At 68.9% G+C, this 25,984-nt stretch carries 23 protein-coding genes and 1 pseudogene; 13 read left to right on the top strand and 11 right to left on the bottom strand.

What is annotated here, in order from left to right; all coding sequences use genetic code 11:
• Positions 1-58: 58 nt before the first annotated feature.
• Positions 59-526 carry an SRPBCC domain-containing protein gene (locus tag AB0M14_RS12175; protein ID WP_364992794.1) on the top strand — a complete coding sequence of 156 codons (468 nt, stop codon included), beginning with the start codon at positions 59-61 and terminating at the stop codon, positions 524-526.
• A gap of 4 nt (positions 527-530) precedes the next feature.
• On the opposite strand, the gene AB0M14_RS12170 is transcribed toward AB0M14_RS12175, so the two are convergent.
• From AB0M14_RS12170 to rimP, 8 genes are all read right to left on the bottom strand, one after another.
• Complete coding sequence (locus AB0M14_RS12170; RefSeq protein ID WP_364995677.1) at positions 531-1,871, bottom strand: MATE family efflux transporter; 1,341 nt, start codon at positions 1,869-1,871, stop codon at positions 531-533.
• A 197-nt stretch (positions 1,872-2,068) separates the two neighbouring features.
• Positions 2,069-3,199 carry a bifunctional oligoribonuclease/PAP phosphatase NrnA gene (locus AB0M14_RS12165; RefSeq protein WP_364992791.1) on the bottom strand — a complete coding sequence of 377 codons (1,131 nt, stop codon included), beginning with the start codon at positions 3,197-3,199 and terminating at the stop codon, positions 2,069-2,071.
• Positions 3,200-3,208: 9 nt separating this feature from the next.
• Positions 3,209-3,649 carry a 30S ribosome-binding factor RbfA gene (rbfA, locus tag AB0M14_RS12160; protein ID WP_364992788.1) on the bottom strand — a complete coding sequence of 147 codons (441 nt, stop codon included), beginning with the start codon at positions 3,647-3,649 and terminating at the stop codon, positions 3,209-3,211.
• A gap of 22 nt (positions 3,650-3,671) precedes the next feature.
• On the bottom strand, positions 3,672-3,962 hold the full coding sequence (locus AB0M14_RS12155; RefSeq protein ID WP_364992785.1) for a DUF503 domain-containing protein: 291 nt from the start codon (positions 3,960-3,962) through the stop codon (positions 3,672-3,674).
• Positions 3,963-4,061: 99 nt separating this feature from the next.
• A complete protein-coding gene (gene infB, locus AB0M14_RS12150; RefSeq protein ID WP_364992784.1) occupies positions 4,062-7,091 on the bottom strand; it encodes a translation initiation factor IF-2 in 3,030 nt (1,009 codons plus the stop codon).
• A 109-nt stretch (positions 7,092-7,200) separates the two neighbouring features.
• Positions 7,201-7,521: a YlxR family protein gene (locus AB0M14_RS12145; RefSeq protein ID WP_364995674.1), complete on the bottom strand. Its 321-nt coding sequence runs from the start codon at positions 7,519-7,521 to the stop codon at positions 7,201-7,203.
• A 122-nt stretch (positions 7,522-7,643) separates the two neighbouring features.
• On the bottom strand, positions 7,644-8,672 hold the full coding sequence (gene nusA, locus AB0M14_RS12140) for a transcription termination factor NusA (protein ID WP_364992781.1): 1,029 nt from the start codon (positions 8,670-8,672) through the stop codon (positions 7,644-7,646).
• Positions 8,669-9,298, bottom strand: a complete 630-nt coding sequence (gene rimP, locus AB0M14_RS12135) for a ribosome maturation factor RimP (RefSeq protein ID WP_364992778.1) — start codon at positions 9,296-9,298, stop codon at positions 8,669-8,671. The genes nusA and rimP overlap by 4 nt, the downstream gene beginning before the upstream one ends.
• A 193-nt stretch (positions 9,299-9,491) precedes the next feature.
• On the opposite strand from rimP, the gene AB0M14_RS12130 reads away from it, so the two are divergent.
• Together AB0M14_RS12130 and AB0M14_RS12125 are read left to right on the top strand one after the other, a co-directional pair.
• On the top strand, positions 9,492-10,109 hold the full coding sequence (locus AB0M14_RS12130; protein ID WP_364992775.1) for a hypothetical protein: 618 nt from the start codon (positions 9,492-9,494) through the stop codon (positions 10,107-10,109).
• Entirely contained in the window at positions 10,106-10,543 is a 438-nt protein-coding gene (locus AB0M14_RS12125; protein ID WP_364992773.1) for a ferritin-like domain-containing protein, read from the top strand. Before AB0M14_RS12130 ends, AB0M14_RS12125 begins: the two co-directional genes overlap by 4 nt.
• 51 nt (positions 10,544-10,594) lie before the next feature.
• Here AB0M14_RS12125 and AB0M14_RS12120 read toward each other — a convergent pair whose 3' ends face one another.
• The gene (locus AB0M14_RS12120) at positions 10,595-12,346 is read right to left on the bottom strand and encodes an acyl-CoA dehydrogenase family protein (RefSeq protein ID WP_364992770.1); all 1,752 of its coding nucleotides are present in this window, start codon (positions 12,344-12,346) and stop codon (positions 10,595-10,597) included.
• A 135-nt stretch (positions 12,347-12,481) separates the two neighbouring features.
• Here AB0M14_RS12120 and AB0M14_RS12115 point away from each other — a divergent pair, with 135 nt between their 5' ends.
• On the top strand, positions 12,482-12,967 hold the full coding sequence (locus AB0M14_RS12115) for a MarR family winged helix-turn-helix transcriptional regulator (protein WP_364992768.1): 486 nt from the start codon (positions 12,482-12,484) through the stop codon (positions 12,965-12,967).
• 20 nt (positions 12,968-12,987) lie between these two features.
• Complete coding sequence (locus AB0M14_RS12110; RefSeq protein WP_364992766.1) at positions 12,988-14,274, top strand: FAD-dependent monooxygenase; 1,287 nt, start codon at positions 12,988-12,990, stop codon at positions 14,272-14,274.
• A gap of 38 nt (positions 14,275-14,312) precedes the next feature.
• Here the strand turns inward: AB0M14_RS12110 and AB0M14_RS12105 are convergent, their stop codons facing one another.
• Positions 14,313-14,999, bottom strand: coding sequence for a maleylpyruvate isomerase family mycothiol-dependent enzyme (locus AB0M14_RS12105; protein ID WP_364992763.1), 687 nt, complete (start codon positions 14,997-14,999; stop codon positions 14,313-14,315).
• A gap of 354 nt (positions 15,000-15,353) precedes the next feature.
• Here AB0M14_RS12105 and AB0M14_RS12100 point away from each other — a divergent pair, with 354 nt between their 5' ends.
• From AB0M14_RS12100 to AB0M14_RS12070, 7 genes and pseudogenes are all read left to right on the top strand, one after another.
• Positions 15,354-16,310, top strand: a complete 957-nt coding sequence (locus AB0M14_RS12100; protein WP_364992760.1) for a nitroreductase/quinone reductase family protein — start codon at positions 15,354-15,356, stop codon at positions 16,308-16,310.
• Positions 16,311-16,539: 229 nt separating this feature from the next.
• Complete coding sequence (locus AB0M14_RS12095; protein ID WP_364992758.1) at positions 16,540-17,730, top strand: MFS transporter; 1,191 nt, start codon at positions 16,540-16,542, stop codon at positions 17,728-17,730.
• A complete protein-coding gene (locus AB0M14_RS12090) occupies positions 17,718-19,106 on the top strand; it encodes a glycosyltransferase (protein ID WP_364992754.1) in 1,389 nt (462 codons plus the stop codon). The genes AB0M14_RS12095 and AB0M14_RS12090 overlap by 13 nt, the downstream gene beginning before the upstream one ends.
• Entirely contained in the window at positions 19,103-19,810 is a 708-nt protein-coding gene (locus AB0M14_RS12085; protein WP_364992751.1) for a PIG-L deacetylase family protein, read from the top strand. Before AB0M14_RS12090 ends, AB0M14_RS12085 begins: the two co-directional genes overlap by 4 nt.
• Before the next feature lie 11 nt (positions 19,811-19,821).
• Entirely contained in the window at positions 19,822-21,612 is a 1,791-nt protein-coding gene (gene glmS, locus AB0M14_RS12080) for a glutamine--fructose-6-phosphate transaminase (isomerizing) (protein ID WP_364992748.1), read from the top strand.
• A gap of 17 nt (positions 21,613-21,629) precedes the next feature.
• A complete protein-coding gene (locus AB0M14_RS12075; protein ID WP_364992745.1) occupies positions 21,630-22,316 on the top strand; it encodes an HAD-IA family hydrolase in 687 nt (228 codons plus the stop codon).
• Positions 22,310-23,350, top strand: a pseudogene (locus AB0M14_RS12070) (NTP transferase domain-containing protein); the annotation flags it as partial. The gene AB0M14_RS12075 and the pseudogene AB0M14_RS12070, both read left to right, overlap by 7 nt.
• 49 nt (positions 23,351-23,399) lie before the next feature.
• Here the strand turns inward: AB0M14_RS12070 and AB0M14_RS12065 are convergent.
• Positions 23,400-25,148 carry a proline--tRNA ligase gene (locus AB0M14_RS12065; RefSeq protein WP_364992742.1) on the bottom strand — a complete coding sequence of 583 codons (1,749 nt, stop codon included), beginning with the start codon at positions 25,146-25,148 and terminating at the stop codon, positions 23,400-23,402.
• A 90-nt stretch (positions 25,149-25,238) separates the two neighbouring features.
• Here AB0M14_RS12065 and yaaA point away from each other — a divergent pair, with 90 nt between their 5' ends.
• Positions 25,239-25,982, top strand: a complete 744-nt coding sequence (gene yaaA / locus AB0M14_RS12060; RefSeq protein ID WP_364995672.1) for a peroxide stress protein YaaA — start codon at positions 25,239-25,241, stop codon at positions 25,980-25,982.
• The last annotated feature ends 2 nt before the right edge of the window (positions 25,983-25,984 follow it).

The following is a 25,984-nucleotide window of genomic DNA, read 5'->3' as shown; positions in this document are numbered from 1 at the left end:
ACGCGCCACGCGGCGGCACACGCCCGCGCGTCCCGCCGCGAGCGGGCATGATCGTGGCATGCAGCAACTCGAGCTCACGCACGCTCCGGCGGCGTCTGCCTGCATGATCGTTCGCAGGCCCGCCGCGGCAGCTTTCCGCGCCTTCGCCGACCCGGCAGTCACCGCCCGATTCTGGTACAGCAAGAGCACCGGTCCGATGGTGCCGGGAGCCGAATTACGGTGGGAATGGGAGACGTACGGGGCCTCCGCCGATGTCAAGGTGCTCGACGTCGAGCCGGATCGTTCGATCCGGTTCGAGTGGGGCAACTACGAACAGCCGACCACGGTCGAGGTGAAGTTCACGCCGCACTCGGCGGAAACCACGTTCGTCGAGATCACGGAAACCGGCTTCCAGGGCACGGGCGACGAGCTCGTCCAGTGGGTGAACGACACGGTCGGCGGCTTCTCGACCATGTTGTGCGGGATGAAAGCCTGGCTGGAGCACGACCTCGAACTGGGCGCGGTCACCGACCATCACCCGGCCTGAGTCGCTACGCGCTCCCGGCGGGAACGTCGGCGCCGACCCGCGCCCACTTGCCGGACAACGCCCGCCACACCACGGCGGCCAGGCGCAGGAGCATGAACGCGACCAGACCGGTCCAGATGCCGGCAATGCCCCAATCGAAGATCAGCGACAGCCAGATCGCCGGCAGGAATCCGATCAGGGCAGCGCCCAAGGTCGCGGTCCGGAGGAACGCCGCGTCGCCCGCGCCGAGCAGCACACCGTCCAAGGCGAAGACGACGCCCGCGACCGGAATGATCGCGACGAAGAACCACCAGGCGACGCCGGTCCGGTCCAGCACCGTGGGGTCGGTGGTGAACAGCTTCGGGATCACGGCGTACCCCGCCGCGAAGCAGGCGGCCAGGACTACCGCGAACACCGTCGACCACTCGGTGATTCGCCGCGCCAACCGCTTGGCCCCCGCGGCGTTACCCGCGCCCAGCGCGGCACCGACCAGGGTCTGCGCGGCGATGGCCAGCGAATCCAGGGTCAAGGCCAGGAAGGTCCATAGCTGTAGGACCAGTTGATGCGCCGCCACCGACGCCGCCCCGAACCGGGATGCGACGGCCGCCGCCGAGACGAAGCACGCCTGGAACGCGAGGCTGCGCGCGATCAGGTCCCGGCCCATCACCAGCTGCGCTTTGATCACCGGCCAGCGGGGGGCGAGCGAAACCCGCTCGCGCACCAGCGCGTACAGGAACAGCACGCCGCTCACCGCCTGCCCTGCGACATTCGCCACCGCCGACCCGGGCAGACCCAGCCGCGGCGCACCGAGCAACCCGTGCACCAGCACCGGGCACAGCACACCCGAAAGTGCCAGGCCCGCAACCACATACATCATCGGCCGGATGATGTTCTGCACCCCGCGCAGCCATCCGTTGCCCGCCATCGAGATCAGAATCAACGGCACCCCGAACACCGCGATCCGCAGCCACAGCAACGCCTCCGCCGCGATCTCACCCCCACCGGCGATCGCGTTGGTCAGCGGCACCGCGAACACCTGCACCACCGCGACGATCAACGCCCCCACCGCCACCGCGATCCAGGTCGCCTGCACCCCTTCGGCCACCGCCCCGCGATCGTCGCCCGCACCGTGCCGCCGCGCCGCCCGCGCCGTGGTGCCGTAGGACAGGAACGTCAGCTGCGAACTCACCTGCGCCAGAATCAACCCGCCGACCGCGAGCCCCGCCAGCGCCAGCGCTCCGAGCCGCCCCACCACGGCCATATCGAACAGCAGATAGATCGGCTCCGCCACCAGCACCCCGAGCGCGGGCAACGCCAACCCGAGAATCCGCCGCGGCCCCACCTCCGCCACCGGATCGGCCCGCACCGAAACCTCGCGCCGCCGACTCACACCGAACCTCCTGGCCGCCGCAACCAACCCAACCTCCCCACCCAATCACCCCACACCGACAAATCCACCCCACGCGCCCACAACTAACAGCCCTTTCCCGCGCCGGCGACCGAGGAATTCGGCGGCGAGCCATCGCCGCCGAGCGCAACCGGTTGCGGGACTGGGGGTCCGGCTCAGCCGAGGGCCGCGAGCAGTGCCGCGACGATGTCGTCGGGGGTGCCGTAGGTGGTGTAGCCCGCGGCGTAGCGGTGCCCGCCGCCGCCCAGCGCGGTCGCTACTTCGGCGACGTCGATGCCGTCCCGCATGCCCGGCCCGGAATCGCGGGACCGCAGCGACACCGTCCAGCGATCGTCGATGGTGCGCGATTCCTTGAAGACGGCGGCGATTCCGGCTTCGGCGGTGGTCCGGACGATATCGATGACGCTCTCGATCTCCTCGGAACCGACGCCGATTTCGTCCGACCGGCGGACGAAGACATAGGCCAGGCCGGTGCCACCGCGCACGGCGGGCTCCAGGCGCGCGGTACCGAGGACATTGGCCAGCATCGGCAGCCACGCGAACGGGTGCGTGTCGAGCAGGGTGCGGGCGATCTCGGGCCCGTCGATGCCGGTGGCCAGCAGCCGTTCGGCGAGGGCGTGGGTGCCGGGACGCACCCAGCGGAAGGAACCGGTATCGGTGACCAGCCCGGCGTAGAGGCAGTGCGCCACCTCGGCGTCGATCGGTTCACCCCAGGCGTCGAGCAGCCGCGCGATGACCGCGGTCGTCGATTCGGCCTCGGGGTCGATCACGCCGACGGTACCGAATCCGGTGTTGGACCGGTGATGATCGATCACCAAAGTTGTTGCGGCGCCGGACAATCGACTGGCGAGCGCGCCGAGGCGACCGGCACTGCCGCAGTCCACGGCGATCAGCAGATCGGTCTCGGCGGGCACCGCGTCGGGCGGCACCAGATGCCGCAACCCCGGCAGCGTGTGCATGGACAGCGGAAGCTCGGCGGGTTCGGCGAAGGACACCCGTACCGGGATCCCGCGCCGTTCCAGCACCAGCGCCAGCGCGAGCCCGCTGCCGATGGTGTCGGCGTCGGGCTGCACATGGCAGACGATGGTCGCCGACCGGGCGGCGTCCAGTGCTTCGATGGCGGACTCGAAACGCACCCCGTCGGCGACGGCCGCCACCGGCTCGGTCACGACCGAGCGGGTCAGACCCGCACCTACCCCCACCGCGCCGACGACCGCGCCCGGCCCGTGCGCTACCGCACCGATCCGGTCATGGCCCTCCCCCGCCGGGCTCTCGCTGAGTGTCATTCCCGCCCGTTACTCGCTGTCGCGATCGACCTTGTAGGGGTCGGCGTCGCCCGCGGGCGTGGCGTTCGCCCGGGCCGCCGCGACTTCCTCGTCGGCGGCGCGGGCGCGCGCCAGCAGTTCCTCCATGTCGCGCGCGACCTCGGGAACCTTGTCGAGCACGAAGGCCAGTGTGGGCGTGAACTTCACGCCGGTACCCGCGCCGACCTTGGAACGCAGCACGCCCTTGGCCTTCTCCAGACCGGCGGCCGCGGCGGCGTAATCGGGATCGGCGTTCACCGTTTCGCCCATGACCGTGTAGTACACCGTGGCGTCGCGCAGGTCACCGGTGACCTTGGCGTCGGTGACGGTGACGAAGCGCAGTCGCGGGTCTTTCACCTCGTGGTCGATGGCCGTTGCCACGATTTCGGAGATCCGCTTGGCGAGTCGGCGTGCCCTGGCTTGATCTGCCATGGCCATCCCCTCTCTAGAAAGTTCAGTCTTCGGGTCCGAAGATGCGCCGGCGCACTGCCAGCAACTCTAACTCCGGACGTGCCGCCACGGTGCGTTCACACCGATCGAGCACCTGGGTCAGATGGTCCATGCCGGAGCTGACCAACGCCACCCCCAGCAACGAACGACGGTAGCGGTCCTGTTCCCCGCCCTCTGCGGCACTCACGCCGAAACGTTGCAATTCGGCCAATACCGGCCGGATCACCGAGCGCTTTTCTTTCAGCGAATGAACGTCGCCGAGCAGGATGTCGAATTCGAGCGCACCAAGAAACATAGAAACCCCCGTTTGCTGTGTGGATGAACGAAAATGCGGCGACGGCCCCTACACCACGGGGGGAGGTCGGGACCGTCGCCGTCTTGAATCCGAGAACTACTAGTCGCGCGGCTTTTCGCGCATCTCGTAGGCCTCGATGATGTCGCCTTCCTTGATGTCGTTGTAGGTCAAGGTCAAACCACATTCGAAGCCCTCACGGACCTCGGTGGCGTCGTCCTTTTCCCGCTTCAAGGAGGAGATCGTCACGGTCTCGGCGATCACGACGTTGTCGCGCAGCAAGCGCGCCTTGGCGTTGCGCTTGACCGAACCCGAGGTGACCATGCAGCCGGCGATGTTGCCGACCTTCGACGAACGGAAGATCGCCCGGATCTCGGCGCGGCCCAGCGGGACCTCTTCGTAGATCGGCTTGAGCATGCCCTTGAGGGCCTTCTCGATCTCGTCGATGGCCTGGTAGATCACCGAGTAGTACCGGATATCCACGCCTTCGCGGTTGGCCAGCTCGGTGGCCTTGCCCTCCGCGCGGACGTTGAACCCGATGATGATCGCGTTCGAGGCCGAAGCCAGGTTGACGTTGGTCTCGGTGACGCCACCGACACCGCGGTCGATGACCCGCAGTCGCACCTCGTCGTCGATCTGGATCTGCATGAGGGCTTCTTCCAGCGCCTCCACGGTGCCGGAGTTGTCGCCCTTGAGGATCAGGTTGAGCTCCGAAGTCTCCTTCAGGGCGGCATCCAGATCTTCCAGGCTGATCCGCTTGCGGGAACGCGCGGCCAGCGCGTTGCGCTTGCGCGCATTGCGGCGGTCGGCGATCTGGCGCGCGATCCGGTCCTCGTCGACCACGAGCAGGTTGTCACCCGCGCCCGGCACCGACGTGAAGCCGATGACCTGGACGGGCCGCGACGGCAGCGCCGCCTCGACATCCTCGCCGTGCTCGTCGACCATGCGGCGCACGCGACCGTAGGCGTCGCCCGCCACGATCGAGTCGCCGACCCGCAGGGTGCCGCGCTGGATGAGCACGGTGGCCACCGGGCCACGGCCGCGGTCCAGGTGCGCCTCGATGGCGACACCCTGGGCGTCCATGTCCGGGTTGGCCCGCAGGTCCAGCGCCGCGTCCGCGGTGAGCAGGACGGCTTCGAGCAGTGCGTCGATGTTGGTGCCCTGCTTGGCCGAGATGTCGACGAACATGGTGTCGCCACCGTATTCCTCGGCCACCAGGCCGTATTCGGTCAGCTGCTGGCGAATCTTCTGCGGATTCGCGCCTTCCTTGTCGATCTTGTTGACCGCGACCACGATCGGCACGTCGGCCGCCTGGGCGTGGTTGATGGCCTCCACCGTCTGCGGCATGACGCCGTCGTCGGCGGCGACCACGAGGATCGCGAGGTCGGTGGCCTTGGCGCCACGGGCACGCATGGCCGTGAAGGCCTCGTGACCCGGGGTGTCGATGAAGGTGACCAGGCGCTCGTTGCCTTCCAGCGAGGTCAGCACCTGGTAGGCGCCGATGTGCTGGGTGATGCCGCCGGCTTCGCCCTCACGGACGTTGGCCTTACGGATCGTGTCGAGCAGTCGGGTCTTACCGTGATCGACGTGACCCATGACGGTCACCACCGGCGGACGGCTCTCGAGATCCTCTTCGCCGCCCTCGTCCTCGCCGTAGGTGAGGTCGAACGAGCTGAGCAGCTCGCGGTCCTCGTCCTCTGGGCTGACGACCTGCACGACGTAGTTCATCTCGCCGCCGAGCAGCTCGAGCGTCTCGTCGTTCACCGACTGGGTAGCGGTGACCATTTCGCCGAGGTTGAACAAGGCCTGTACCAAGGCAGCCGGGTTCGCGTCGATCTTCTCCGCGAAGTCCGACAGCGAGGCGCCACGGGCCAGGCGGATGATCTCGCCGTTGCCGCGGGGCAGCCGCACGCCACCGACGGCGGGCGCCTGCATCGACTCGTACTCGGCGCGCTTCGCCCGCTTCGACTTACGGCCACGACGCGGAGCGCCACCGGGACGGCCGAACGCACCGGCCGCACCGCCACGGCCACCGGGACCACCCGGGCGACCGCCGCCGCCACCGGGACGTCCACGGAAACCACCGGCCGCGGGAGCACCGGCACCGGGAGCACCGGTGTTGCCGCCACCCGCACCGCCGCCGCGGTAGCCACCGCCACCGCCGCCGCCACCGGGACGACCGGCGCCGCCGCCGGGGCGACCCGCGCCGCCGGGACGACCCGCACCGGCTCCACCCGGACCCGGACGGGCCGAACGAGCAGGCATGGCACCGGGATTCGGGCGCGGCGGCATCGAGCCGGGGCTCGGACGCGGACCACCGGGACGGGGACCGCCCTGACCCTGGGCCGCGGCCGGACGGGGACCGCCCTGACCGGGACCACCGGGACGCGGGCCACCCTGACCGGGACGGGGACCGCCCTGACCCTGGCCTTGGCCGGGACGCGGGCCACCCTGACCCTGACCGGGGCGGGGACCGCCCTGACCCGGGGTCGGACGCGGCGCGCGCTCACGCTCGGGAGCCGAGGAGAAGGGGTTGTTGCCGACGCGCGGGGTCTTCGGACCCGGCTTCGGACCACCCGGCCGCGGACCCGCGGGAGCCGCGGCAGCGGGACGCTGCTGCTGACCCGGCTGCGGAGTGGCCGCGGGGGTGCCGGGGCGCGGACCGGCCGGAGCCGGCGCCGTCTTGGGCGCTTCGGCGGCCGGAGCAGCCGGAGCGGCGGCCGGACCCGGCTTCACGGCCGGACCGGGGCGAGCGCCCTCGGACGGACGCGGCGCAGCCTGGGCCGGAGTCGCGGCGGCCGGAGCCGCGGGGGTGCCGGCGGCCGGAGCCGCCGGAGCCGCTGCGGCCGGAGCCGGCGCGGCGGGCTTGGGTCCCGGGCGCGGACCGCCCGGTGCGGGCTTCGCGGCCGGCTTGGCCGACAAAGCGGGACCGGGCTTGGACCCGGACTTGGATTCGGTGCTGGGGGCGTTCTTCGCCGCCAGCGACTCGCGCAGCCGGCGTGCGACAGGTGCTTCCACCGTCGACGACGCGGACTTCACGAACTCGCCCTGCTCCTTGAGCTTCGCGAGTAGTTCCTTGCTGGTGACACCGAGTTCTTTGGCCAACTCGTGCACGCGGGCCTTGCCTGCCACTGCTCTCCTCACTGAGAGGTCGAGCAGCTCCGCCGTTTCAGGGGACGGCGGCCCGCACGACCTCGGGTTATCTCCGATGGACGTTCATCGTTGGTACTTCACGGTGTGCTCATGAGTGCTCGTGCCTGTTCTCGAGGTAATGCTCCAGGGCTGAGATATCCAGATGTCCGGACACTCGTAGTGCTCTGCCGAATGCTCGGCGTCGCTCTGCCACGGTCAGACAAGACGAAAGGGGGTGCAACCAAGCACCCCTCCCGGACAGTCTGCGCCGAGGATCGGGAACGATCGCGACGATACGGGATCCGTCGGACGATTCCCGATCTTGTGCCACGATCCGCAACAGATCGACGGCCAGCTCGCGCTTCCGGCATCCGATACATGTGCGCACCGGAGCTACCCGAGAGGACTGCTCATTGGTGCGTTCTTGCAAAGGAACCGAAGGCTCGCGCTGAACCTGGGACCACTCTACCGCCGACCCGGTCATAACGACGAACCCCGCCCCTGCGGAAGTTACCAACATGTCATCCCGGCGGTCCTGTGCTGGCCTTTCCGTCAACCGCGCTGCGCCTCCGACCGCACGCCTTCGCCCATGTCGGGGGCGGCGTCGCTGCGGATATCGATGCGCCAGCCGGTCAAACGCGCCGCCAAGCGGGCATTCTGGCCTTCCTTGCCGATCGCCAGCGAGAGCTGGAAGTCCGGCACCACCACGCGGGCGGCCCGGGCCTCGGGGTCCACAATGGTGACCGATACCACCTTCGACGGCGAGAGCGCATTGCCGACGAAGGTGGCCGGATCCTCGGCCCAATCGATGATGTCGATCTTCTCCCCGGCCAGTTCGCTCATCACGTTGCGCACGCGCTGGCCCATCGGGCCGATGCAAGCACCCTTGGCGTTGACGCCGGGGACGGTGGAGCGCACCGCGATCTTGGAGCGATGCCCGGCCTCGCGCGCCACCGCGACGATCTCGACCGAGCCGTCGGCGATCTCGGGCACCTCGAGGGCAAACAGGCGGCGAACCAGATTCGGGTGCGTGCGCGACAGCGTGATCTGCGGGCCGCGCGGGCCCCGGGACACCCCGTAGACGTAGGCCTTGATGCGATCGCCGTGCTCGTAGGTCTCGCCCGGCACCTGCTCGGCGGACGGGATCAGCGCCTCGGTGCCGTGCAACTCGCTGCCGATCCGGACCACCACGGTGCCGCGGGCGTTGGCCCGCGCGTCGCGCTGCACCACACCGCCGACGATGTCGCCCTCGTGCGTGGAGAACTCGCCGAAGGACTTCTCGTTCTCCGCGTCCCGCAGCCGCTGCAGCACCACCTGGCGCGCGGTGGTCGCCGCGATCCGGCCGAAACCCTCAGGGGTGTCGTCCCATTCGGAGATGACGTTGCCGTCGGCGTCCAGTTCCCGGGCCATCACACGGACGGTGCCGGTCTTCTGGTTGATGTCGATGCGGGCGTTGGGCTGATGACCCTCGGTGTGCCGGTAGGCGGTGAGCAGCGCGGACTCGATCGCGGAGATCACCGTCTCGATCGAGATCCCCTTGTCGGCGACGATCGCGCGCAGGGCTTCGATTTCGATGTTCATTCCACGATCCCTTCGGATGCTGTTTCGGATGAGAGGTCTTCGGGTTCGGAACCGGGTAGCGGCTTGCCGGGCGCGATGCCGCCGGCCAGCTCCAGTTCCTGGGCGCCGGGCTGGTTGAACTCGACCTGGACCACGGCTTCGGCGATATCGGCCAGCGCGACCGTGACCAGGTGCGGCTTCACCTTGCCGCCGAGCACCAGCGCGATCTTGTCGCCGTCGAGCCGGCCGACGCGGCCCTCGAACTTCGAGGCGCCGGTGGCCTCGGGCGAGGTCGCGTCGCCGCGTAGCTTGACGCGGACCTTGCGGCCCTGCGCGCGCCGCCAGTGCCGGTCCGCGGTGAGCGGACGATTGATGCCCGGGGTGGTGACTTCCAGCAGGTACGCCGTCTCGCCGAAATCGCCGGCCGCGTCGAGCGCCTCGGAGATCTCGTTGCTCAGCGCGGCGACGGCGTCCAGATCGACCGCCGCGTCGCTGTCGACGACGACTTTGACTCGATACTGACCCGGATCGCCCACTTCGGTTTGCTGTCCGGCAGTGGCGATCTCAACGCCCTCGAGGTCGAGCCCTCGGCGTTCGACGAGCCCAGCTACTAGCTGGCTCACCCTTTCCTCGGTCGGCATCGGCATCTGGGGCGGCTCCTGGTTCAGTTGTGACGAGGGGAGAAATTTTCTGTACCGAAGGTCTAGCGTAACGCGCTCGGAGAGTGTAAAGGACCAGCCGTCGGAAGCAAGTTTGCTGGGTACGTCACATGCGCGCGTCCTGATCTATCGCGCCCGCGCCGCCACCGGACCGGCAGGGGGAATCTGGCACGATGGTGCCGTGCCCATCCGCCTCCTCGCCCCGCCTGCCGGGTGCTCGCCCGGCCACTCTACTTACCCACCCAGCCGGCTGCGCCTCCTGCCGACCCCGGGTACAGGCTTCACTCGCCGCGCCGCATTCCGTTTGGCCGGTGGCGGCGCCCTCGGCGCGCTCGCGCTCGGCGCGACCACGGCCTGCGGTGAGGAGCCGCTACAGGCGCCGGATCCGCTTGCCGCACAGGTCACCTCGGCCAAGGCCGACGCCGCGGCGGCCACCGCCGCGATCGCGCTGGCGCCGCAGAAACAGAACGCGCTCAACGCCATCGCCGCCGAGCGCACCGCGCACGCCGAAGCGTTGCAAACCGAAATCGACCGCGTCATAGGCGTTTACGGCGACGGCACCACCCCGGTGCCGCGCACCCGCAGCGCCACGACGCCCGGCGCCACGGCACCGGGCGGCCCCACCGGCACACAGGTGCCGCCGACCACTCCGCCGACCCTCGACCAACTGCGCGACCAGATCGCCCGATCCCAGCACTCGGCAGCCGATCTGGCCCGGGCCCTCTCCGGATACCGCGCCGGCCTGCTCGCGTCCATCAGCGCGTCCTGCGCCACCGAAGTGGGGGTTCTGCTCACATGACCACCGGCCAGCAGCAGTCGCTGCTCGACGCTCTCGAGGCCGAATACGCCGCGGTCTACGCCTACGGCGTGGTCGCCGCCTACGCCAACACCGAGCGATCCAAACTGGTGTCGGAATACGTTGCGGCACACCGAGCTCGACGAGACTCGACCATCGATGCGCTGAAGCTCGCGGGCGTAGCGGTCCCCGCCCCCGATCCCGCCTACACCGCCCCGTTCCCGGTCGACGACCCGATCCCAGCGGCAAAGCTGGCCGTCACCGTCGAAAACGACTGCACCATCGCCTGGCGCGCGGTCGTGGAACGCGCCGACACCGCCGACATCCGCCGAACCGGCATCGACGCCCTCACCGAATCGGCTGTCCGCCAAGCCACTTGGCAAGCAATCCTGGGAACCAATCCCCCGACCACACCGTTCCCCGGAAAACCCGCTTAGGCAACGTCGTGATTCGGCCGGTCCCTTGCTGGACCGGCCGAATCACGATGACTACGGATTCATCTCGTAGGCGCCGTCGTACGCCACGACCTGGTTCCAGACGCGGTCGAAGCGTTCGCGGTCCGAGAGCGGGGTGCGCAACGCGCCGACGGCCCATTCCTGCTGGGCCGCGGTGGTGGACGGCTTGCCGTACAGCGTGGTGACGTGGCCGTTGAAGTCGCGCACCTGGAAGTCGAAGATCTGGTCCAGCACGTCACGGTCCAGGCCGGTGATCGCGGCCTGCTCCAGCACCAGCTGGCCGTAGACCACCAGCGAGAACAGGTGGCCGATGGTCAGCATGAAGTCCAGGTCCTTCTGCTGGGCCTCGTCCGGGGCGGCGTGCAGCAGCAGGTTGCGCAGCGCCTGGGCCTGCTCGTAGAAGCGGGCCACGTTCGGGACGTCGGAGTGCTTCTCGTACACCGGAGTCCAGTCCGCGAACTGCACCTTGCCGGCGCCGCGGGCCGGGCCCTGCGCCCAGAAGAAGGTGTCGTCGGCGGCGTCCTGGCGGGTGCCGATCTCCGGGTAGTCCTTCGGGTTGAACAGGTAGTTCGGCATGAACTTCAGGATCTGGCCGACATTGACGTGCACGGTGCCCTCGAGCCGGGGCAGGGTGTTGATCAGGCGGGAGACCTCGGCGAAGTAGGTGTTCTTCTCGAAGCCCTTGGCGGCCAGCACATCCAGCAGCAGAGTCATCACGACCTCGCCCTCGGAGGTCACCTTGGACTTGGTCATCGGGTTGAACAGCAGGTAGCGGCGGTCGTCGAGGCTGGCGCTGCGGAAGTAGTCCACGGCACGGTCACTGAACAGCTTCATCGCGACGATGCGGCTGTAGGCGTCGACGAAATTGCCGCGCACGTGCGGGAACTGGGTGACCGGGTTGCCGTAGAGGATGCGGTTGTTGGCGTGTGTGATGGCCTCGTAGAACGAGTGCTCGACCATGCCGACGCCGCCGTGGCAGAGGTTGAACTTGCCGACGTTGACGGTGTTCAGCGCGGCGGAGAAGGCTTCGGGACCGGTGTGCAGGATGTCCTCGGCGCGCACCGGGTAGTTCTCCAGGCGGAAGGTGGAGACGTACATCTGCTGGTGCACAACGTTTCCGAGCAGCGTGTAGTTCTCGTGCTGGGAGTCCGCGGCGAACCAGATGTACCCCTCGGCGCCTTCGATATCGGCACGGCGGGAGAACACCGAGACCATGCTCGCGACATTGCCGTTGCCGATGTAGTACTTCTCGCCGTTGGCGCGGAACAGGATTCCGGCCTCGTGATCGGCGCTGCCCGGCTCGGTGGGGGTGAGCACCAGGTCGGTGTTGTAGATGTCGGCGCCGTGCGACTGCTCGGACAGGCCGAAGGCCATCACCTCGCCGGCGGCGAGGTCGGCGGCGGCCTTCTTCTTGGCGATCTCGTTGTCGCTCTGCCAGATCGGGCCCAGGCCGAGGATGGTGACCTGCTCGGCGTACCAGTAGGCCAGGCCGTAGAAGCCGAAGATCTCCGAGAGCGCGGCGTTGCGGGCGGCGTCCCAGCGGCGGTTCTCGTCGCCGTCGGCGTAGGCCGCCGGGGTCAGGAAGGTCGCGAAGAGCTTCTCCGCCTTCACGAACTCCAGGAAGTCGGAAACCCACGTGGCCTGCGCGTCGTCGGCGAGCAGCCGGGCCTTGCCGCGGGACTCGAACCACTCGATGGTGGCCTTCAGCAGTCGACGGGTCTCGGCGTCGAAGTGCTCCGGGTCGTAGGTCGCCGGGTTGAACAACAGCGGGTCGGTGCTCGTCATGCCGGTTAACTTACCAGCGGGTAACAGCAGCGTGGGCCGGGTGTGATCAAGCGTTGACCTGCAAATCCGACCTACGGCACCGTAGGTCGGCGAGCAACTCTTTTGTTTCACGCAAGCAAATGATATTATTGTTTCATGGAAGCAAATAAAGACCTCGTGGAGCGGCTCTCCCGGACGATCATCCGGTTCGCCGAGGCGACCCGGCAGGGCACTTCCCGGGTCTACGACCCGGTGCGGGTCGGCGTCCTGCAGCACACGGCGGAGTCGGGACCGATGCGGGCCGGTGAGCTGGCCGAGCGGCTGGACGCGCTGCCCTCCTCCATCACCCGGCACGTCCAGGTGCTGGCCGAATCCGGGCTGGTCGCCACCGCGCCCGATCCGGCCGATCGGCGCGCCGTGCTCGTCGAGGTGACCGAGGCGGGGCGTGCGGAACTGGCGCAGTTCATGGCGGCCGGTGATCAGGTGCTCGCGGCGGTCATCGCCGAATGGTCCGACGACGACGTGGCCACCCTCGACCGGTTGCTGAACCGGATGCTCGAGGACTGGGCCAGCACGGGTTCGGCACATCAGCAACGGGCGACGAAACGTCGCCCCGGAGGGTTCGGCTGGAGCCGGACCTAGTTCAACCAGGAGTCAGAGATATGTCCAATTTGCACGTAATCATCGCCGGCGGCGGTATCGGCGGGCTGGCGCTCGCGAACGGCCTGCGCCGGGCCGGGGTCAGCGTTTCGGTGCACGAGCGGGAGATCCAGCGCACCGATCGGCTGCAAGGGTTCCGGATCCACATCAACCCCAACGGCAGCCGGGCGCTGGCGGAACTGCTGTCGCCGGAACTCTTTTCGACGTTCATCGCCACCTCCGGCAAAGGCGATACCGGGTTCGGGTTCGTCACCGAACAGCTGAAGGAGCTGCTGGAGTTCGATCCGGTCGAGCCGACCCACGATCCGGCCGGCGGCGATCACTACGGGGTCAGCCGGATCACGTTGCGCCAGATACTGCTTGCCGAGTTGGGCGAGGTGGTGCGCTACGACAGCATGTTCGAGCGGTACGAGCATCAGGCGGACGGGCGGGTAGTCGCGCATTTCGCCGATGGGACAACCGAAGTCGGTGACGTGCTGATCGGCGCGGATGGGGGTACTTCGCGAGTGCGGGCTCAGTATCTGCCGCAGGCGGAGCGGATCGATACCGGAATCGTCACCATCGCTGGAAAGTTCGCACTCACGCCGGAGTCGCGCGAGCGGCTCGATCCGCGATTGCTGACGCATCCGTTCAGTGTGATTCCGCCGGGCGGGTGCGGAATGTTCGTCGCGGCCCATGATTTCGACGCACCTGCTGCCGGGGCGATCGGCGGCAACGAGGCAGGGCTGTCCGGGGCGCTGTTCGACAACACACAGCCGTACGTGCTGTGGGGGTTCGGGGCCAAGCGGGAACGGTTCGGGACCGGCCTGGAATCGATGAGCACCGCTGAGCTGCACGAGCTCACGCAGCGGATGACCGATGGCTGGGCCCCTGCGCTGCGCCGCCTGGTCGCCGAAACCGACAGCGACACAGTCACCTTGATTCCGATCAAGACCTCGGTGCCGGTGCCGCCCTGGCAGACCACAAACGTGACCGTACTCGGCGACGCCATCCACAGCATGACCCCGTACGGCGGCATCGGCGCCAATACCGCGCTGCGCGACGCACAACTGCTGTGCCGCAAGCTGATTGCCGCCGACCGCGGTGATCAGGAGCTGCTGGCCGGGATTCACGAATATGAGGCTCGGATGATCGAGTATGGCTTCGACGCCGTCCGCGCGTCTTTGAAGACAGCCAACCAGTCGGTGTCCGACAACCGCCTGGCCCGCACCGCCGGCCGCCTGTTCTTCCGCACCGCCAACGCCGTCCCCGCCATCAAGCGAAAGATGTTCGCCGACCTCGGCGCGTAACGAGGCCGGGCAGGGCGTTCTCGGCCGGGACAACGGGGCTAGGGAACCAGTGGGCCTTTCATGACCTCCCGGGCGGTGGCTACGTCGCCGGACCAGAAGAGTTCGGTGGCGGGGGCTCGGTTCCACAGGGCCAGAAAGAGTTTCGTGGCCGGGCCGCTGATGGTGGCGACCGGGTCGCCGGGGCCCAGCACCCAGGAACCGCCGGTGTCGATGGCGGACAACCGGACCGCGTGGGTAGGTTCGGTCGCCAGCCCGCGCTTGATCATGCGCGGCACGAATACCTCGAGCACCTCGGCGATTCCGTCCGCGGCGTGGGCGGGTTCGATCCGGCTGTCGATGCCGAGCGCGTGCTCGGCATCGAAGCGGTGCACCAGGGTTTCCAGCCAACGGCGGCGACGCCAGAAGCCGACGGTGTGCGGCGGGAAGAAGGTCCACGCCGGGGTGTCCGGGTCGGCGGCGAGAACGGAAACCAGCGCGTTCGCCGTCTCGCTGTACCAGTCCCGTAGCGCGGCCGGATCCCGTGGCCCAGCAGGCGGGTCGTAGTCACCGCGGTGTTCCTTCACCGCGGTCACCACCCACAGGTTTCCCCCACCCATGTGATCGATCAGGTCGTAGAGCGTCCACTCTCCGCAATGCTCGACCGGCGCATCCAGCTGCCCGGTTATGCAATGCCCGAACGCATCCAACTCGGCCCGCAGCAACGCCAGATACTCGTCAGGTGCCATACCCCGATTCAACCGCACCCCACCTGCCGATGCGCGGGAATCAGCCCCCACCACACCGCAATTGGCACGATCTAGCCGGTGCGGGGCCGAACATTGCCCACCTCTGTTTGATCCGTCGCGGCTGTCGATGGCAAGATGGCGACCTGGATGTTCGTGTCCCTGCCATATGCAGTGAGTTCGCGTCAGAGGGCGAGCGAGGAAGCAGGCATCCGCCGCGCGAGCTCGACCCCTCAGGTCCTACTTTCGTCCGCTGAGGAAGTTCGACGGCGCTGTCACCCGTTTTCTTTCGCTGCTGGTATGCGCCGGCCACCCACGAGGTGCGGTGTCCAGCACGCGTGGACAAAGGACTTTCGCATGTACGAACCCGAATCATCCGCACCCGCCCTCGACTTTCAGCAACACGTCATCGATGAGTTCCGCGCGAACGCCGGAGTCGTCGGCGGCCCCTTCCAAGGCTCGGCGCTGCTGCTCCTGACCACCGTCGGCGCGCGGACCCGTCACCGCCACACCATTCCACTGGGCTACCTGGACATCGACGGCACCCGCGTTGTCGTCGCCTCTGCCGGTGGGGCGGATCGCAATCCAGCATGGCTGCACAATCTTCGAGCGCATCCGGTGGTGACCGTCGAGGTCGGTTCGGAAACCTATCCGGCGATCACCTCGATACTGGCCGGCGCCGAACGCGATCGCCGCTGGGCCGAGGTGGTGCGCCGCCAACCTGGATACGGCGATTATCAGCAGCGGACAGCCCGGGTGATCCCCCTGGTGGAGGTCCGGCCGCTCCCCTCGCGTGCGGGGCTCGACCGAGTGCGCGGGCTGGGAGACTTCATGCGAGAGGTACACGGATGGCTGTCCGCGGAATTGGATGGCGTACTGGCGCAGGTCGACACGCTGATAGCGACCTCGGATACGACCACGCCGGTGGCGCTGCCGCCGAGAACGCTGCATGCGCAAATGCGTGAGCGGTGCATCACCTTCTGTGGCGCACTCGAACGACACCACATGGGCGAGGATTTCGGCGCATTTCCAGCGGTTGCGCAGGCGTTTCCCGCCCTCGCGCGCACACTGGACCAACTCCGAGCCGAACATGTGGTGGTAGCCGAGATCAACTCCTCGATCCGTAACCTGCTGGCGGACTACGAACCAGGAGTTGGTGACCCGCGCGAGCTTCGAGCCGAGCTGCACCTCCTCATTACCCGACTGCGCGAACACTTCGCGTTCGAAGAGCTCGCGATCCTCGACGCGCTCAACGCCGCCGCCGACGCGCCACCCGCGCCGGCACTCAAGCCGACGCCGCGCGAAGGGAATTAGGTTCCAACACAATGCAATTGGCGGTCGCAGGCGGGAGAGATCCGGGGCGCGGGTGTGGTGAACGCCACAAAGGCGTGTGGCCTGCGGCTTCCGTTGCGGCTCGCCAGCGCCTCGCGACGCGCCAGGTTTTGCGGGGTGCGCCGGTCGGTACTCTGAGATTGAACACGGTGCTCCTGACCGTCCGGGGGTAGCCACTACTGCAGTCGGCAGGGCGGCCCATGAGGCAACCATGGTCCGTCGTATCGATGCAGCTCTGTTCAGCCTGTGGCTGATCTTCTTTCTCAATGGCGCGGTGCTCTCCAGTTGGGCGCCGCGGATTCCTGACGTCAAACACGATCTGCACCTCTCCGATGGCGTGCTCGGCCTCGCGTTGTTCGGGGTCGCGGCGGGTTCGGTGCCGGCGCTGTTCGCGACCGGCGCGCTGCTGCGCCGGGCTCCGGCCCGAGCGGTCTGTCTGCTCTCCGCCGTCGTGTTCGCCGCGGCTCTGCCCTCGATTGCCCTGGCGCACAACGGTTTCACGCTCGGCCTGACGCTTGCCGTGCTCGGGGCGGCGAGCGGCTGTCTGGACGTGGCCATGAATGCGCTCGGGATCCGGTTCGAGGAGCGCAGGGGTGCGCGGGTGTTGTCGCGGCTGCATGGTGGCTACAGCCTGGGCGTCTTGGCGGGCGCGGGCGCCGGCGGTCTCGCGGCCCATTTCGACGTCTCGGTGGGCCGGCACTTCAGTGTGGTGGCCGCCGCGTTGATCGCTGTGGCGCTGAGCGTTTCGCGCCGATTGCCCAGCTACGGCCCGCCTCGGCCGGACGCCGCGCCGCCCGCCGGACGACGTGTGCCCAGAATTCCGTGGCAGATCGCGGCGCTTGCCGTGGCCGCCTTGCTCCTGGAGGGCATGGTCACCGACTGGTCGGCTCTGCTGGTGGGTCGCGACTACGGGGGCGACACGAGCCTCGGCGCGTTCGCCATCACCGGATTCAGCTTCGCCATGTTCCTGTCACGCAGCCTGGGCGACGCGCTGGTCGAGCGGTTCGGCGCCCGCCGCCTGTGCGTCGCCGGCGCCGCGATCGCGGTCCTCACCATGGCGGCGGGCTTGGCCCAACCCTCCCCCACCGGCCTGCTGATCGCGATCATGGCGATGAGCCTGGTGCTCGGCCCGCTCTTCCCGCTGGCCGTGTCCGCGGCCGGCCTCGCCGGACCCGCCGACGCCGCCGCCATGGCGGCCAAGGTCAGCGCCGTCGGCTACCTGGCCTACCTCGGGGGTCCGCCGCTGGTCGGCCTGGGCGCCGAAACCCTCTCCCTGCCTGTCACTTTCGCCATCACCACCCTGATCTGCGGTATCGCCATGGCACTGAGCGGACGGCGCCTGCCCTCCGCCGAACACCGTGCGGAACAACTCGAAAGGGGAAAAATCACATGGCCCAATTGATCGAAGTACCCGTCACCACACAGGACGCCGCCCGGCTGCGTCCGCACCTGCTGCCCGAACGCTGGGATCGGCTGGCGGCAGCGGGCCGGCAGCGCGTCCGCACGCTGTGGCACGTCAACTCCACGGCCGCCGGTGGCGGCGTCGCCGAGATGCTGCGCCCGCTGATCGGATACGGGCGAGACCTCGGAATCACGGTGGGCTGGTTGGTGATCGAGGCCGATCTCGACTTCTTCACCCTCACCAAGCGGGTGGACAACGGCCTGTCCGGCGTCCGCGGCGACGGCGGCCCGCTCGGCGCCGGCGAACATCGCGTCTACCGGCGCGCCTGCGCCGCCGCCGGCGCCGGGCTCGACGCCTTCGTGCGGCCGGGCGACGTGGTGTTCCTGCACGACCCGCAGACCGCGGGACTGGTCGAACAGGTCGCCGCCCTCGGAGCCGTCCCGGTCTGGCGGCTGCACAACGGCGCGGACCAGGAGAACGAGCACACCACCGCGGCTTGGCATTTCCTCCGCCCCTACCTTGCGGACGCCGCTGCTTTCATCACTTCCATGCCGCATTTCGGTCCGGCCTGGTTGCGCGACAAGCCCACCGCCACGATCACGCCCTTCCTCGATCCGCTGTCGGCCAAGAACCGAAGCCTGTCGCCGCGCGAGACCGCCGAGTCTCTGGGCCGCTGGGGAATCATCGAAACCCGCTCTTCACCAACGGATCCGGCGCTGAGGCCGACAATCCTGCGCTCCGGCGGCCCGACACCGGAAGACCGGCCCACCGTGGTGCAGGTCTCGCGCTGGGACGATGTCAAAGACATGGCCGGCGTCCTGCGGGCCTTCGCCGAAGTCGTCGCCCCCGCGACGGATGCGGACCTGCTGCTGGTAGGTCCCGAGGTCACCGGCGTCGCCGACGATCCGGAGGCCGGGGCCTACTTCGAGCGGTGCGCGCAGCAGTGGCGGCGCCTGCCGGCCGAGATCCGCGGCCGGGTCCATCTGGTGTGCCTGCCCATGTCCGATCCCGACGCACACGCCACGGTGATCAACGCGATCCAGCGGCACGCGACGGTAGTGACGCAGAAGAGCCGGTCCGAAGGGTTCGGCCTCACCGTGACCGAAGCGATGTGGAAGGCCACCCCGGTCCTCGCCACCGCGGTGGGCGGCTTGCGACTACAGGTGGACAGCCCGCAAGTCGGCGTGCTCGTGGCACCCTCGGCATCGCCGGCGGCCTTCGGCGCCGCACTTCTGGAGCTGCTGAGCGACGCCGACCGGCGCCGCGGCATCGGCCACGCCGCCGCGGAGCGGGTCCGCCGCGACTTCCTGCCGGACACCCATCTGCTGGCCGAACTCGACCTGGTCGCCGGCCTGCGGCTGGAGGCGACGGTATGAGAGTGATGGCGATCGGAGCCCACCCCGACGATATCGAGATCTTGGCGGCGGGCACCCTGGCCTGCTATCGCCTCGACGGGCACGCCGTCGCGATTTGCGTCATGACCAACGGCGAGCTCGGCGCCGAGTCCGGGGACCGGGCCGCCGTCGCCGAGCTCCGCAGACAGGAGGCCCAGCGGTCGGCCGAGATCATCGGCGCGACGCTCTACTGGCTCGGCGAGCCGGACGGATTCTTGTTCGACACGACGCCGACCCGCATGGCGCTGCTGGCGGCGGTCCGCGACTTCGCGCCCGACATCCTGCTCACCCACGATCCGGCCGACTATCACCCGGATCACCGCACGGCGAGCCTGATCGCCCTCAACGTCCGCCAGCTCGCGTCGGCGGAACTGATCGAAACCGCCGAGCCGGTGCTGAATTCGGCGCCACCGGTGCTCTACATGGACCCGCTGGCACTGACCGGCACCGCCGCCGAAACCTGGGTGGACATCAGCGCCACCATCGAGACGAAGCGAGAGATGCTGCGCTGCCATCAATCCCAGAACGCCTGGATGCGGCGCATGCACGAACTCGACTACGTCGACTACGTCGACAAGCAGGCCGCCCTGCGCGGGCTGCAGTGCGGCGTGGCGTTCGCGGAGGGTTTCCGCGACGCTCGCGTCTTCCCGGTAACCGCCAATACGACTGCCTTACTACCGAATTGAAAGGTTCAGCCATGTGTGGAATCGCAGGAACCGTCGGCACCAGAGCCCAGACCGAGCTGGTGCGCATGATGCACAGCCTCGAATATCGCGGATACGACTCGGCCGGAATCTGCCTGATCGACAACGGCAGGATCGTCCGGCACCGGGCTTCGGGCCGCGTCACCGACCTCGAACGCACCCTTCCCGGGTCCACCGCGACCACCGGCATCGGTCACACCCGGTGGGCCACGCACGGCCCGCCGAGCGAACGCAACGCGCACCCGCATCTGAGTTCCGACCACCGAATCGCCGTGGTGCACAACGGCACCCTGCACAATGCGACCGCGCTCCGGGCGAGGTTGGCGGAACGCGGCATCGTGCTCAGCTCCGATACCGACAGCGAGGTGCTCGCCCATCTCATCCGGACGGCGGTCGGCACCGGAGTGCCACTGAGCGAAGCGGTCCGGGACGCGGTGGCACTGGTGGACGGCAGTTACGCGGTGCTGGCCATCGACCGGACGCTGGCCGGGACGATCGTCGCGACGACCAACGGCGGCTCGCTCCTGGTCGGGACCGGTCCGGACGGGGTCCGCGTCGCCTCCGATCTGGCGGCGCTGTCGGGCCGCTGCGATCACTACCGCAGTCTGCGCGCGGGCGAGATCGTCAGTCTCACACCGCACGGAGTCGTCGAGCACGATCAGCGCGCGCCGGAGGGGCGCTGGCAGCCGCTCGGCGCGGATCGGACGGCCGAATTCACCCAGGGCGGGTTCGCGGATTTCATGGCGAAGGAGATCCATGAACAGCGCACGGCCGCACAGCGTTTCCTGGATGTCACCGACGAACCCGCCGAATCCGGAGGCTGGCAGGCGTATCTGGATCGAAGCGGTATCCGCCGGGTCAAGTTCCTCGGTTGCGGCTCGTCCTATTACGCGGGACAACTCGGCGCGCACTTCGTCGAATCCCTGGCCCGGATCCCCGCCGACGCCGAGCCCGCTACCGAATTCCGGTACCGCGATCCCCTACTCGACGAATCCTGCCTCTACGTATTGATCAGTCAGTCCGGGGAAACCCTCGACACCCTGGTCGCCGGGCGCTTCCTGCGGGAGCGGGGCATGCCGGTGCTCGGCGTGGTCAATGTCGCCGACAGCGCCCTGGCCCGGGAGAGCGACGCCCGCATGCTGCTGCGGGCGGGGCCGGAGATCTCGGTCGCCTCGACCAAGGTCTTCACCAATATGGGCTTGGCCTTTCTCGCTCTGGCCGCACACCTCGCCCAGGGCGACGATGCGGAGCTTCCGCAACTGCAAGCGGCCCTGTCGATACTGCCCGGCGTGATCGGCGACCTTATCGACAACAGCGACGCGATACAGCGGGCGGCAACAGAATTCAGCGATTTCGCGCACATGTACTTCATCGGCCGGGCCGGGATGTGGCCGATCGCCCGCGAGGGCGCGCAGAAGCTCAAAGAGATCTCCTACATCCACGCCGAGGCGTATCAGGCCTCCGAGCTCAAGCACGGCCCGCTGGCGCTGGTCGGGCCGGAACTGGCCAGCGTCGTCCTGGTTCCGCGCGACGACAACGAACAGCGCAACCGCACGACGGTCGAGCAGATTCAGGCCCGCCGCGGCCGCGTTCTGGTCGTCACGCAGGGCGACTCGGCCGACTTCGCGGGCGCGACGACGGTCCGGGTGCCGGTGCTGCACCCCTACCTCGATCACCTGCTGATGAACATCGCGCTGCAACTGTTCGCCTATCACGCGGCCCGCGCCCTGGGCCGCGATGTCGACCGCCCGCGCAACCTCGCCAAGAGCGTGACGGTCGAATGACCGCGAAAGGACCTGCCATGCTCCGTTCCACGCTGACGCCCGCACCGCTGTCCGATCCCGCTACCCTCGATATCCGCTGTGCCGCTGTCTGTTTCGACCTGGACGGGGTCCTGGTCGACAGCACCGCGCAGATCCAGGAGGTGATCACCCGGTGGGCCGCCGTGCAGGGTGTCGACCTGACCGGCCTGCACGCGGCGGCGCGCTCGATGACCGATCGGGAATTCGTCGCCACGGCCGCACCGCACTTGGATCCCGCGGCCGAGGCGGCCGCCATCCAGCGCCTCGAGGTCGAATCCGCGACCGATACCCGGCCGCTCCCCGGCGCGTTGCGGGCCTACAACGCGGTGCCCGCCGCGGCACGGGCCATCGTCACCTCCGGTGCTCGCCCGGTCGTCCTGGCTCGCCTTGCCGCGGCCCGCATACCGGCGCCGCGCGCCCTGGTGACCGCCGAGGACGTCACCTACGGCAAGCCCCATCCACAGCCCTATCTCGACGCCGTGCGCCGCCTCGGGCGCACGGCCGGAGAGTGTGTCGCCTTGGAGGACAGTCACAATGGCGCGCTCGCGGCGAAGCTGGCGGGGCTCACCGTCATCGGTGTCGGCTCGCGGGGGACGGATCTCGCCGCCACCGCGGATTACCTGGTCCAGGACATGTCGGAACTCTGCTTCACCATCGGCGCGGGCACGGCGGAGGTCCGATGCTGACCGCTCGAAGGACCGCCGTGATCGTGCTGGCCGCGGGCGCGGGCACCCGTATGCGGTCGAAAACCCCGAAGGTGCTGCATCGGATCGGCGGCCGGACCCTGCTCGCGCACGCGCTGCGGGCCGCGACCACCCTCGCGCCGGAACATCTGCTCACCGTCGTCGGCCACGATCGCGCCAAGGTGGCGGTGGCGGTGGACGCGGTGGCGACGGCGTTGCGCCGCCCGATCGCGCTCGCCGTGCAGGAGCCGCAGCTGGGTACCGGGCACGCGGTGCGCTGCGCCCTCGACGTGCTGCCCGCCGATTTCACCGGAGACGTGATCGTCCTCGCCGCCGACGTGCCGCTGCTGGACGGCGGCACTCTCGGCGCGCTGCTCGCGGCGCATCGCGGCGGGACCGTGCCGCCGGCCGCGACGGTGCTGACCTTCGTGCCCGCCGACCCGCGCGGGTACGGCCGGATCGTGCGCACGCCGGAGGGTGGGCTCAGCGAGGTCGTCGAGCATTCCGACGCGACACCGGAACAGCTCGGCATCGCCGAAGTGAATTCCGGTGTCTACGTTTTCGACGCGCCGGTCCTGCGCGCCGGGCTCGGCGAACTGTCCCGCGACAACGCTCAGCACGAGCTGTATCTCCCCGACGTCCTGCGGATTTCGCGCCGCGCCGGGCACCGGATCCAGGCGGTCCGGCTGGCGGAGGAGGCCGCGGCCGCCGGTATCAACGACCGGATTCAGCTCGGCCACGCCGCCCGGCTGCTCAACCGCGCCACGCTGGAGCGGCACATGCGGGCCGGGGTGACCGTGCTGGATCCGGACTCGACCTGGGTGGACGCGGATGTCCGGATCGGTCGCGACGCCATCCTGCTGCCCGGCGTGCACCTCTACCGCAGCACCGTCATCGGTGAGGACGCCGTGATCGGTCCCGACACCACGCTGACCGAGGTGACGGTCGGCTCGGCCGCGACGGTGACACGCAGCCACGCGGAACGCTCGACGATCGCGGCGGGCACGACCGTCGGACCCTTCGCCTGCTTGCGGCCGAGTCCGGAACCGGACCCGGCCGCCGGCGCGGACCCGCCGAGCGCGGAGATCAGGCCCGAAGCTTGGCCAGGACCGCTTCGACCGCCGAATCAGCTGGGAGTTCTTCCGCTTCGCCGGTGAAACGGTTGCGGAGTTCGACGTTGCCTTCGGACCAGCCGCGGCCGATGACCAGCACCCAGGGCATGCCGAGCAGTTCGGCGTCCTTGAACTTCACGCCCGGGGAGGCGGTGCGGTCGTCGAACAGGACGTCCAGGCCGTGCGAATCCAGGCCTGCGACAACCTGTTCGGCGCCGGTGCGGGCGGCGTCGTCCTTGTTGGCGATGACGACGTGGATGTCGAACGGGGCGACCTCGGCGGGCCAGCGCAGGCCCTTCTCGTCGTGCTGCTGTTCGGCGATGACGGCGACCATGCGGGAGACGCCGACGCCGTAGGAGCCCATGATCAGACGGGTCGGCTTGCCGTTCTCGCCGAGCACGTCGACCTCGAAGGCATCGGTGTACTTGTAGCCGAGCTGGAAGATGTGGCCGATCTCGATGCCGCGGGCCGAGACCAGGGTGCCGCGGCCGTCGGGCGAGGGGTCGCCGTCGCGGACCTCGGCGGCCTCGATGGTGCCGTCGGGGGTGAAGTCACGGCCGGCGACCAAGCCCACGACGTGCTTGCCCTGGATGTCGGCGCCGGTGATCCAGCTGGTGCCGGTGGCCACGCGGGGGTCGACGAGGTAGCGAACGCCGTTGTCCTGCAAGGCCTTCGGGCCGATGTAGCCCTTCACCAGGAACGCGTTGTTCTTGAAGTCCTCGTCGGTGAGCAGCTCGACCTCGGCCGGTTCGACCGACGCGCCGAGGCGCTTGTCGTCGACCTCGCGGTCGCCGGGGATGCCGATGCCGACGATCTCGGACTTGCCGTCCGGGTGCCGCAGCTTCACCATGACGTTCTTCAGAGTGTCGGCGGCGGTGACGGTGCGGCCGTAGATGCCCGCCGCGTTGGCCCAGTCGACCAGGGTCGCGATGGTGGGAGTGTCCGGGGTGTCGTGCACGACCGCTGCGGGCAGGCCCTCGACCGGCTGCGCGGCGGGGGCCGGGGTGACCACGGCCTCCACGTTCGCGGCGTAACCGGATTCGCGGCACACCACATAGGTGTCCTCGCCGACGGGGCTGTCGGCCAGGAACTCCTCGGACGCGCTGCCGCCCATGGCGCCGGAGGTGGCCGCCACGATGACGTACTTGACGCCGAGCCGCTCGAAGATGCGCTGGTAGGCCTCGCGGTGCGCGTTGTAGGACGCCTTCAGGCCGGCTTCGTCGAGGTCGAAGGAGTAGGAGTCCTTCATGATGAACTCGCGCCCGCGCAGGATGCCGGCGCGGGGGCGTTCCTCGTCGCGGTACTTGGTCTGGATCTGGTACAGCGAGACCGGCAGATCCTTGTAGGAGTTGTATTCGCTCTTCACGGTGAGCGCGAACAGTTCCTCATGGGTGGGGCCGAGCAGGTAGTCGGCGCCCTTGCGGTCCTGTAACCGGAACAGGGCGTCGCCGTATTCGGTCCACCGGTTGGTGGTCTCGTACGGGTCGCGCGGCAGCAGCGCGGGCAGCGAGATCTCCTGCGCGCCGATGTTGTTCATCTCTTCGCGGACCACACGCTCCACTTCCCGCAGCACACGCAGGCCCAGCGGCAGCCACGAGTACACACCCGGGGCGACGCGGCGCACGTATCCGGCGCGGACGAGCAGTTTGTGGCTGGGCACCTCGGCGTCGGCGGGATCGTCGCGCAGGGTACGCAGGAACAGGTGGGAGAGGCGGGTGATCACGGGTGCTCAGCGTAGTCGCTGGCCATTCGATGATTCCATCGCATTACCCATTCAGGCGTGCCCACGCCACCGCCGGTACCGTATCCGCTCGTGCTGGTGCTGCTGCCTCCCTCCGAAACCAAGTCCGACGGCGGTGCGGGCGCACCCCTCGACCTCGCCGACCTCGCGATGCCGCAGCTCACCGCGGTGCGCGACAAGCTGGTCACCGAACTGATCGAGCTCGCCAAGGACCCGGCCGTCTCCCGCAAGGCGCTGGCCCTCGGCAAGGGGGCTGACGCCGAAATCGCCCGCAACGCGACGTTGCGCACCTCCCCTACCCGCCCCGCCCTGGAGCGCTACACCGGCGTTCTCTACGACGCCCTCGACGCGAAATCCTTCACCAAGGCCCAGCGTGAGAAGGCCTACGCCCGTCTCGGCATCGGCTCGGCCTTGTTCGGCGCCGTCCGCGCCGGCGACCCGATCCCCGCCTACCGCCTCTCCGGCGGCTCCAAACTGCCGGGCCTGCCGACCCTCTCGGCCCTGTGGCGCGATGCCCTTCCGGCCGCGTTGACCGCCGAGGCCGCGGGCGACCTGGTCATCGACCTGCGCTCGGGCACCTACCAGCAACTCGGCCGCGTCCCCGGCGCCCTCACCGCCAACGTCCTGACCGAGCACCCCGACGGCTCCCGCACCGTCGTCAGCCACTTCAACAAGCACCACAAGGGCCTGCTCGCCCGAGCCCTCGTCCTGACCCGCGCCGAACCCGGCGACATCAAATCGGTCGCCCGCGTCGCCGAGAAGTCCGGTCTGCGCACCGAAATCGCCTCCCCGACCGAACTTCTCATCCTGACCTGAAG

The sequence above is a fragment of the Nocardia sp. NPDC051832 genome (genome assembly GCF_040681285.1).
Classification (GTDB): Bacteria; Actinomycetota; Actinomycetes; order Mycobacteriales; family Mycobacteriaceae; genus Nocardia.
This window is presented reverse-complemented; position numbering and strand designations above follow the sequence as displayed.

Coding starts and splice junctions, on each gene's coding strand:
- rimP (WP_364992778.1), bottom strand. CDS start 9,298: ATGCCGATGCCGACCGAGGAAAGGGTGAGCCAGCTAGTAGCTGGGCTC.
- AB0M14_RS12095 (WP_364992758.1), top strand. CDS start 16,540: ATGGTCCGTCGTATCGATGCAGCTCTGTTCAGCCTGTGGCTGATCTTC.
- AB0M14_RS12125 (WP_364992773.1), top strand. CDS start 10,106: ATGACCACCGGCCAGCAGCAGTCGCTGCTCGACGCTCTCGAGGCCGAA.
- AB0M14_RS12115 (WP_364992768.1), top strand. CDS start 12,482: ATGGAAGCAAATAAAGACCTCGTGGAGCGGCTCTCCCGGACGATCATC.
- AB0M14_RS12075 (WP_364992745.1), top strand. CDS start 21,630: ATGCTCCGTTCCACGCTGACGCCCGCACCGCTGTCCGATCCCGCTACC.
- rbfA (WP_364992788.1), bottom strand. CDS start 3,649: ATGGCAGATCAAGCCAGGGCACGCCGACTCGCCAAGCGGATCTCCGAA.
- AB0M14_RS12090 (WP_364992754.1), top strand. CDS start 17,718: ATGGCCCAATTGATCGAAGTACCCGTCACCACACAGGACGCCGCCCGG.
- AB0M14_RS12155 (WP_364992785.1), bottom strand. CDS start 3,962: ATGTTTCTTGGTGCGCTCGAATTCGACATCCTGCTCGGCGACGTTCAT.
- AB0M14_RS12165 (WP_364992791.1), bottom strand. CDS start 3,199: ATGACACTCAGCGAGAGCCCGGCGGGGGAGGGCCATGACCGGATCGGT.
- AB0M14_RS12100 (WP_364992760.1), top strand. CDS start 15,354: ATGTACGAACCCGAATCATCCGCACCCGCCCTCGACTTTCAGCAACAC.
- AB0M14_RS12175 (WP_364992794.1), top strand. CDS start 59: ATGCAGCAACTCGAGCTCACGCACGCTCCGGCGGCGTCTGCCTGCATG.
- AB0M14_RS12085 (WP_364992751.1), top strand. CDS start 19,103: ATGAGAGTGATGGCGATCGGAGCCCACCCCGACGATATCGAGATCTTG.
- nusA (WP_364992781.1), bottom strand. CDS start 8,672: ATGAACATCGAAATCGAAGCCCTGCGCGCGATCGTCGCCGACAAGGGG.
- AB0M14_RS12105 (WP_364992763.1), bottom strand. CDS start 14,999: ATGGCACCTGACGAGTATCTGGCGTTGCTGCGGGCCGAGTTGGATGCG.
- glmS (WP_364992748.1), top strand. CDS start 19,822: ATGTGTGGAATCGCAGGAACCGTCGGCACCAGAGCCCAGACCGAGCTG.
- AB0M14_RS12120 (WP_364992770.1), bottom strand. CDS start 12,346: ATGACGAGCACCGACCCGCTGTTGTTCAACCCGGCGACCTACGACCCG.
- AB0M14_RS12110 (WP_364992766.1), top strand. CDS start 12,988: ATGTCCAATTTGCACGTAATCATCGCCGGCGGCGGTATCGGCGGGCTG.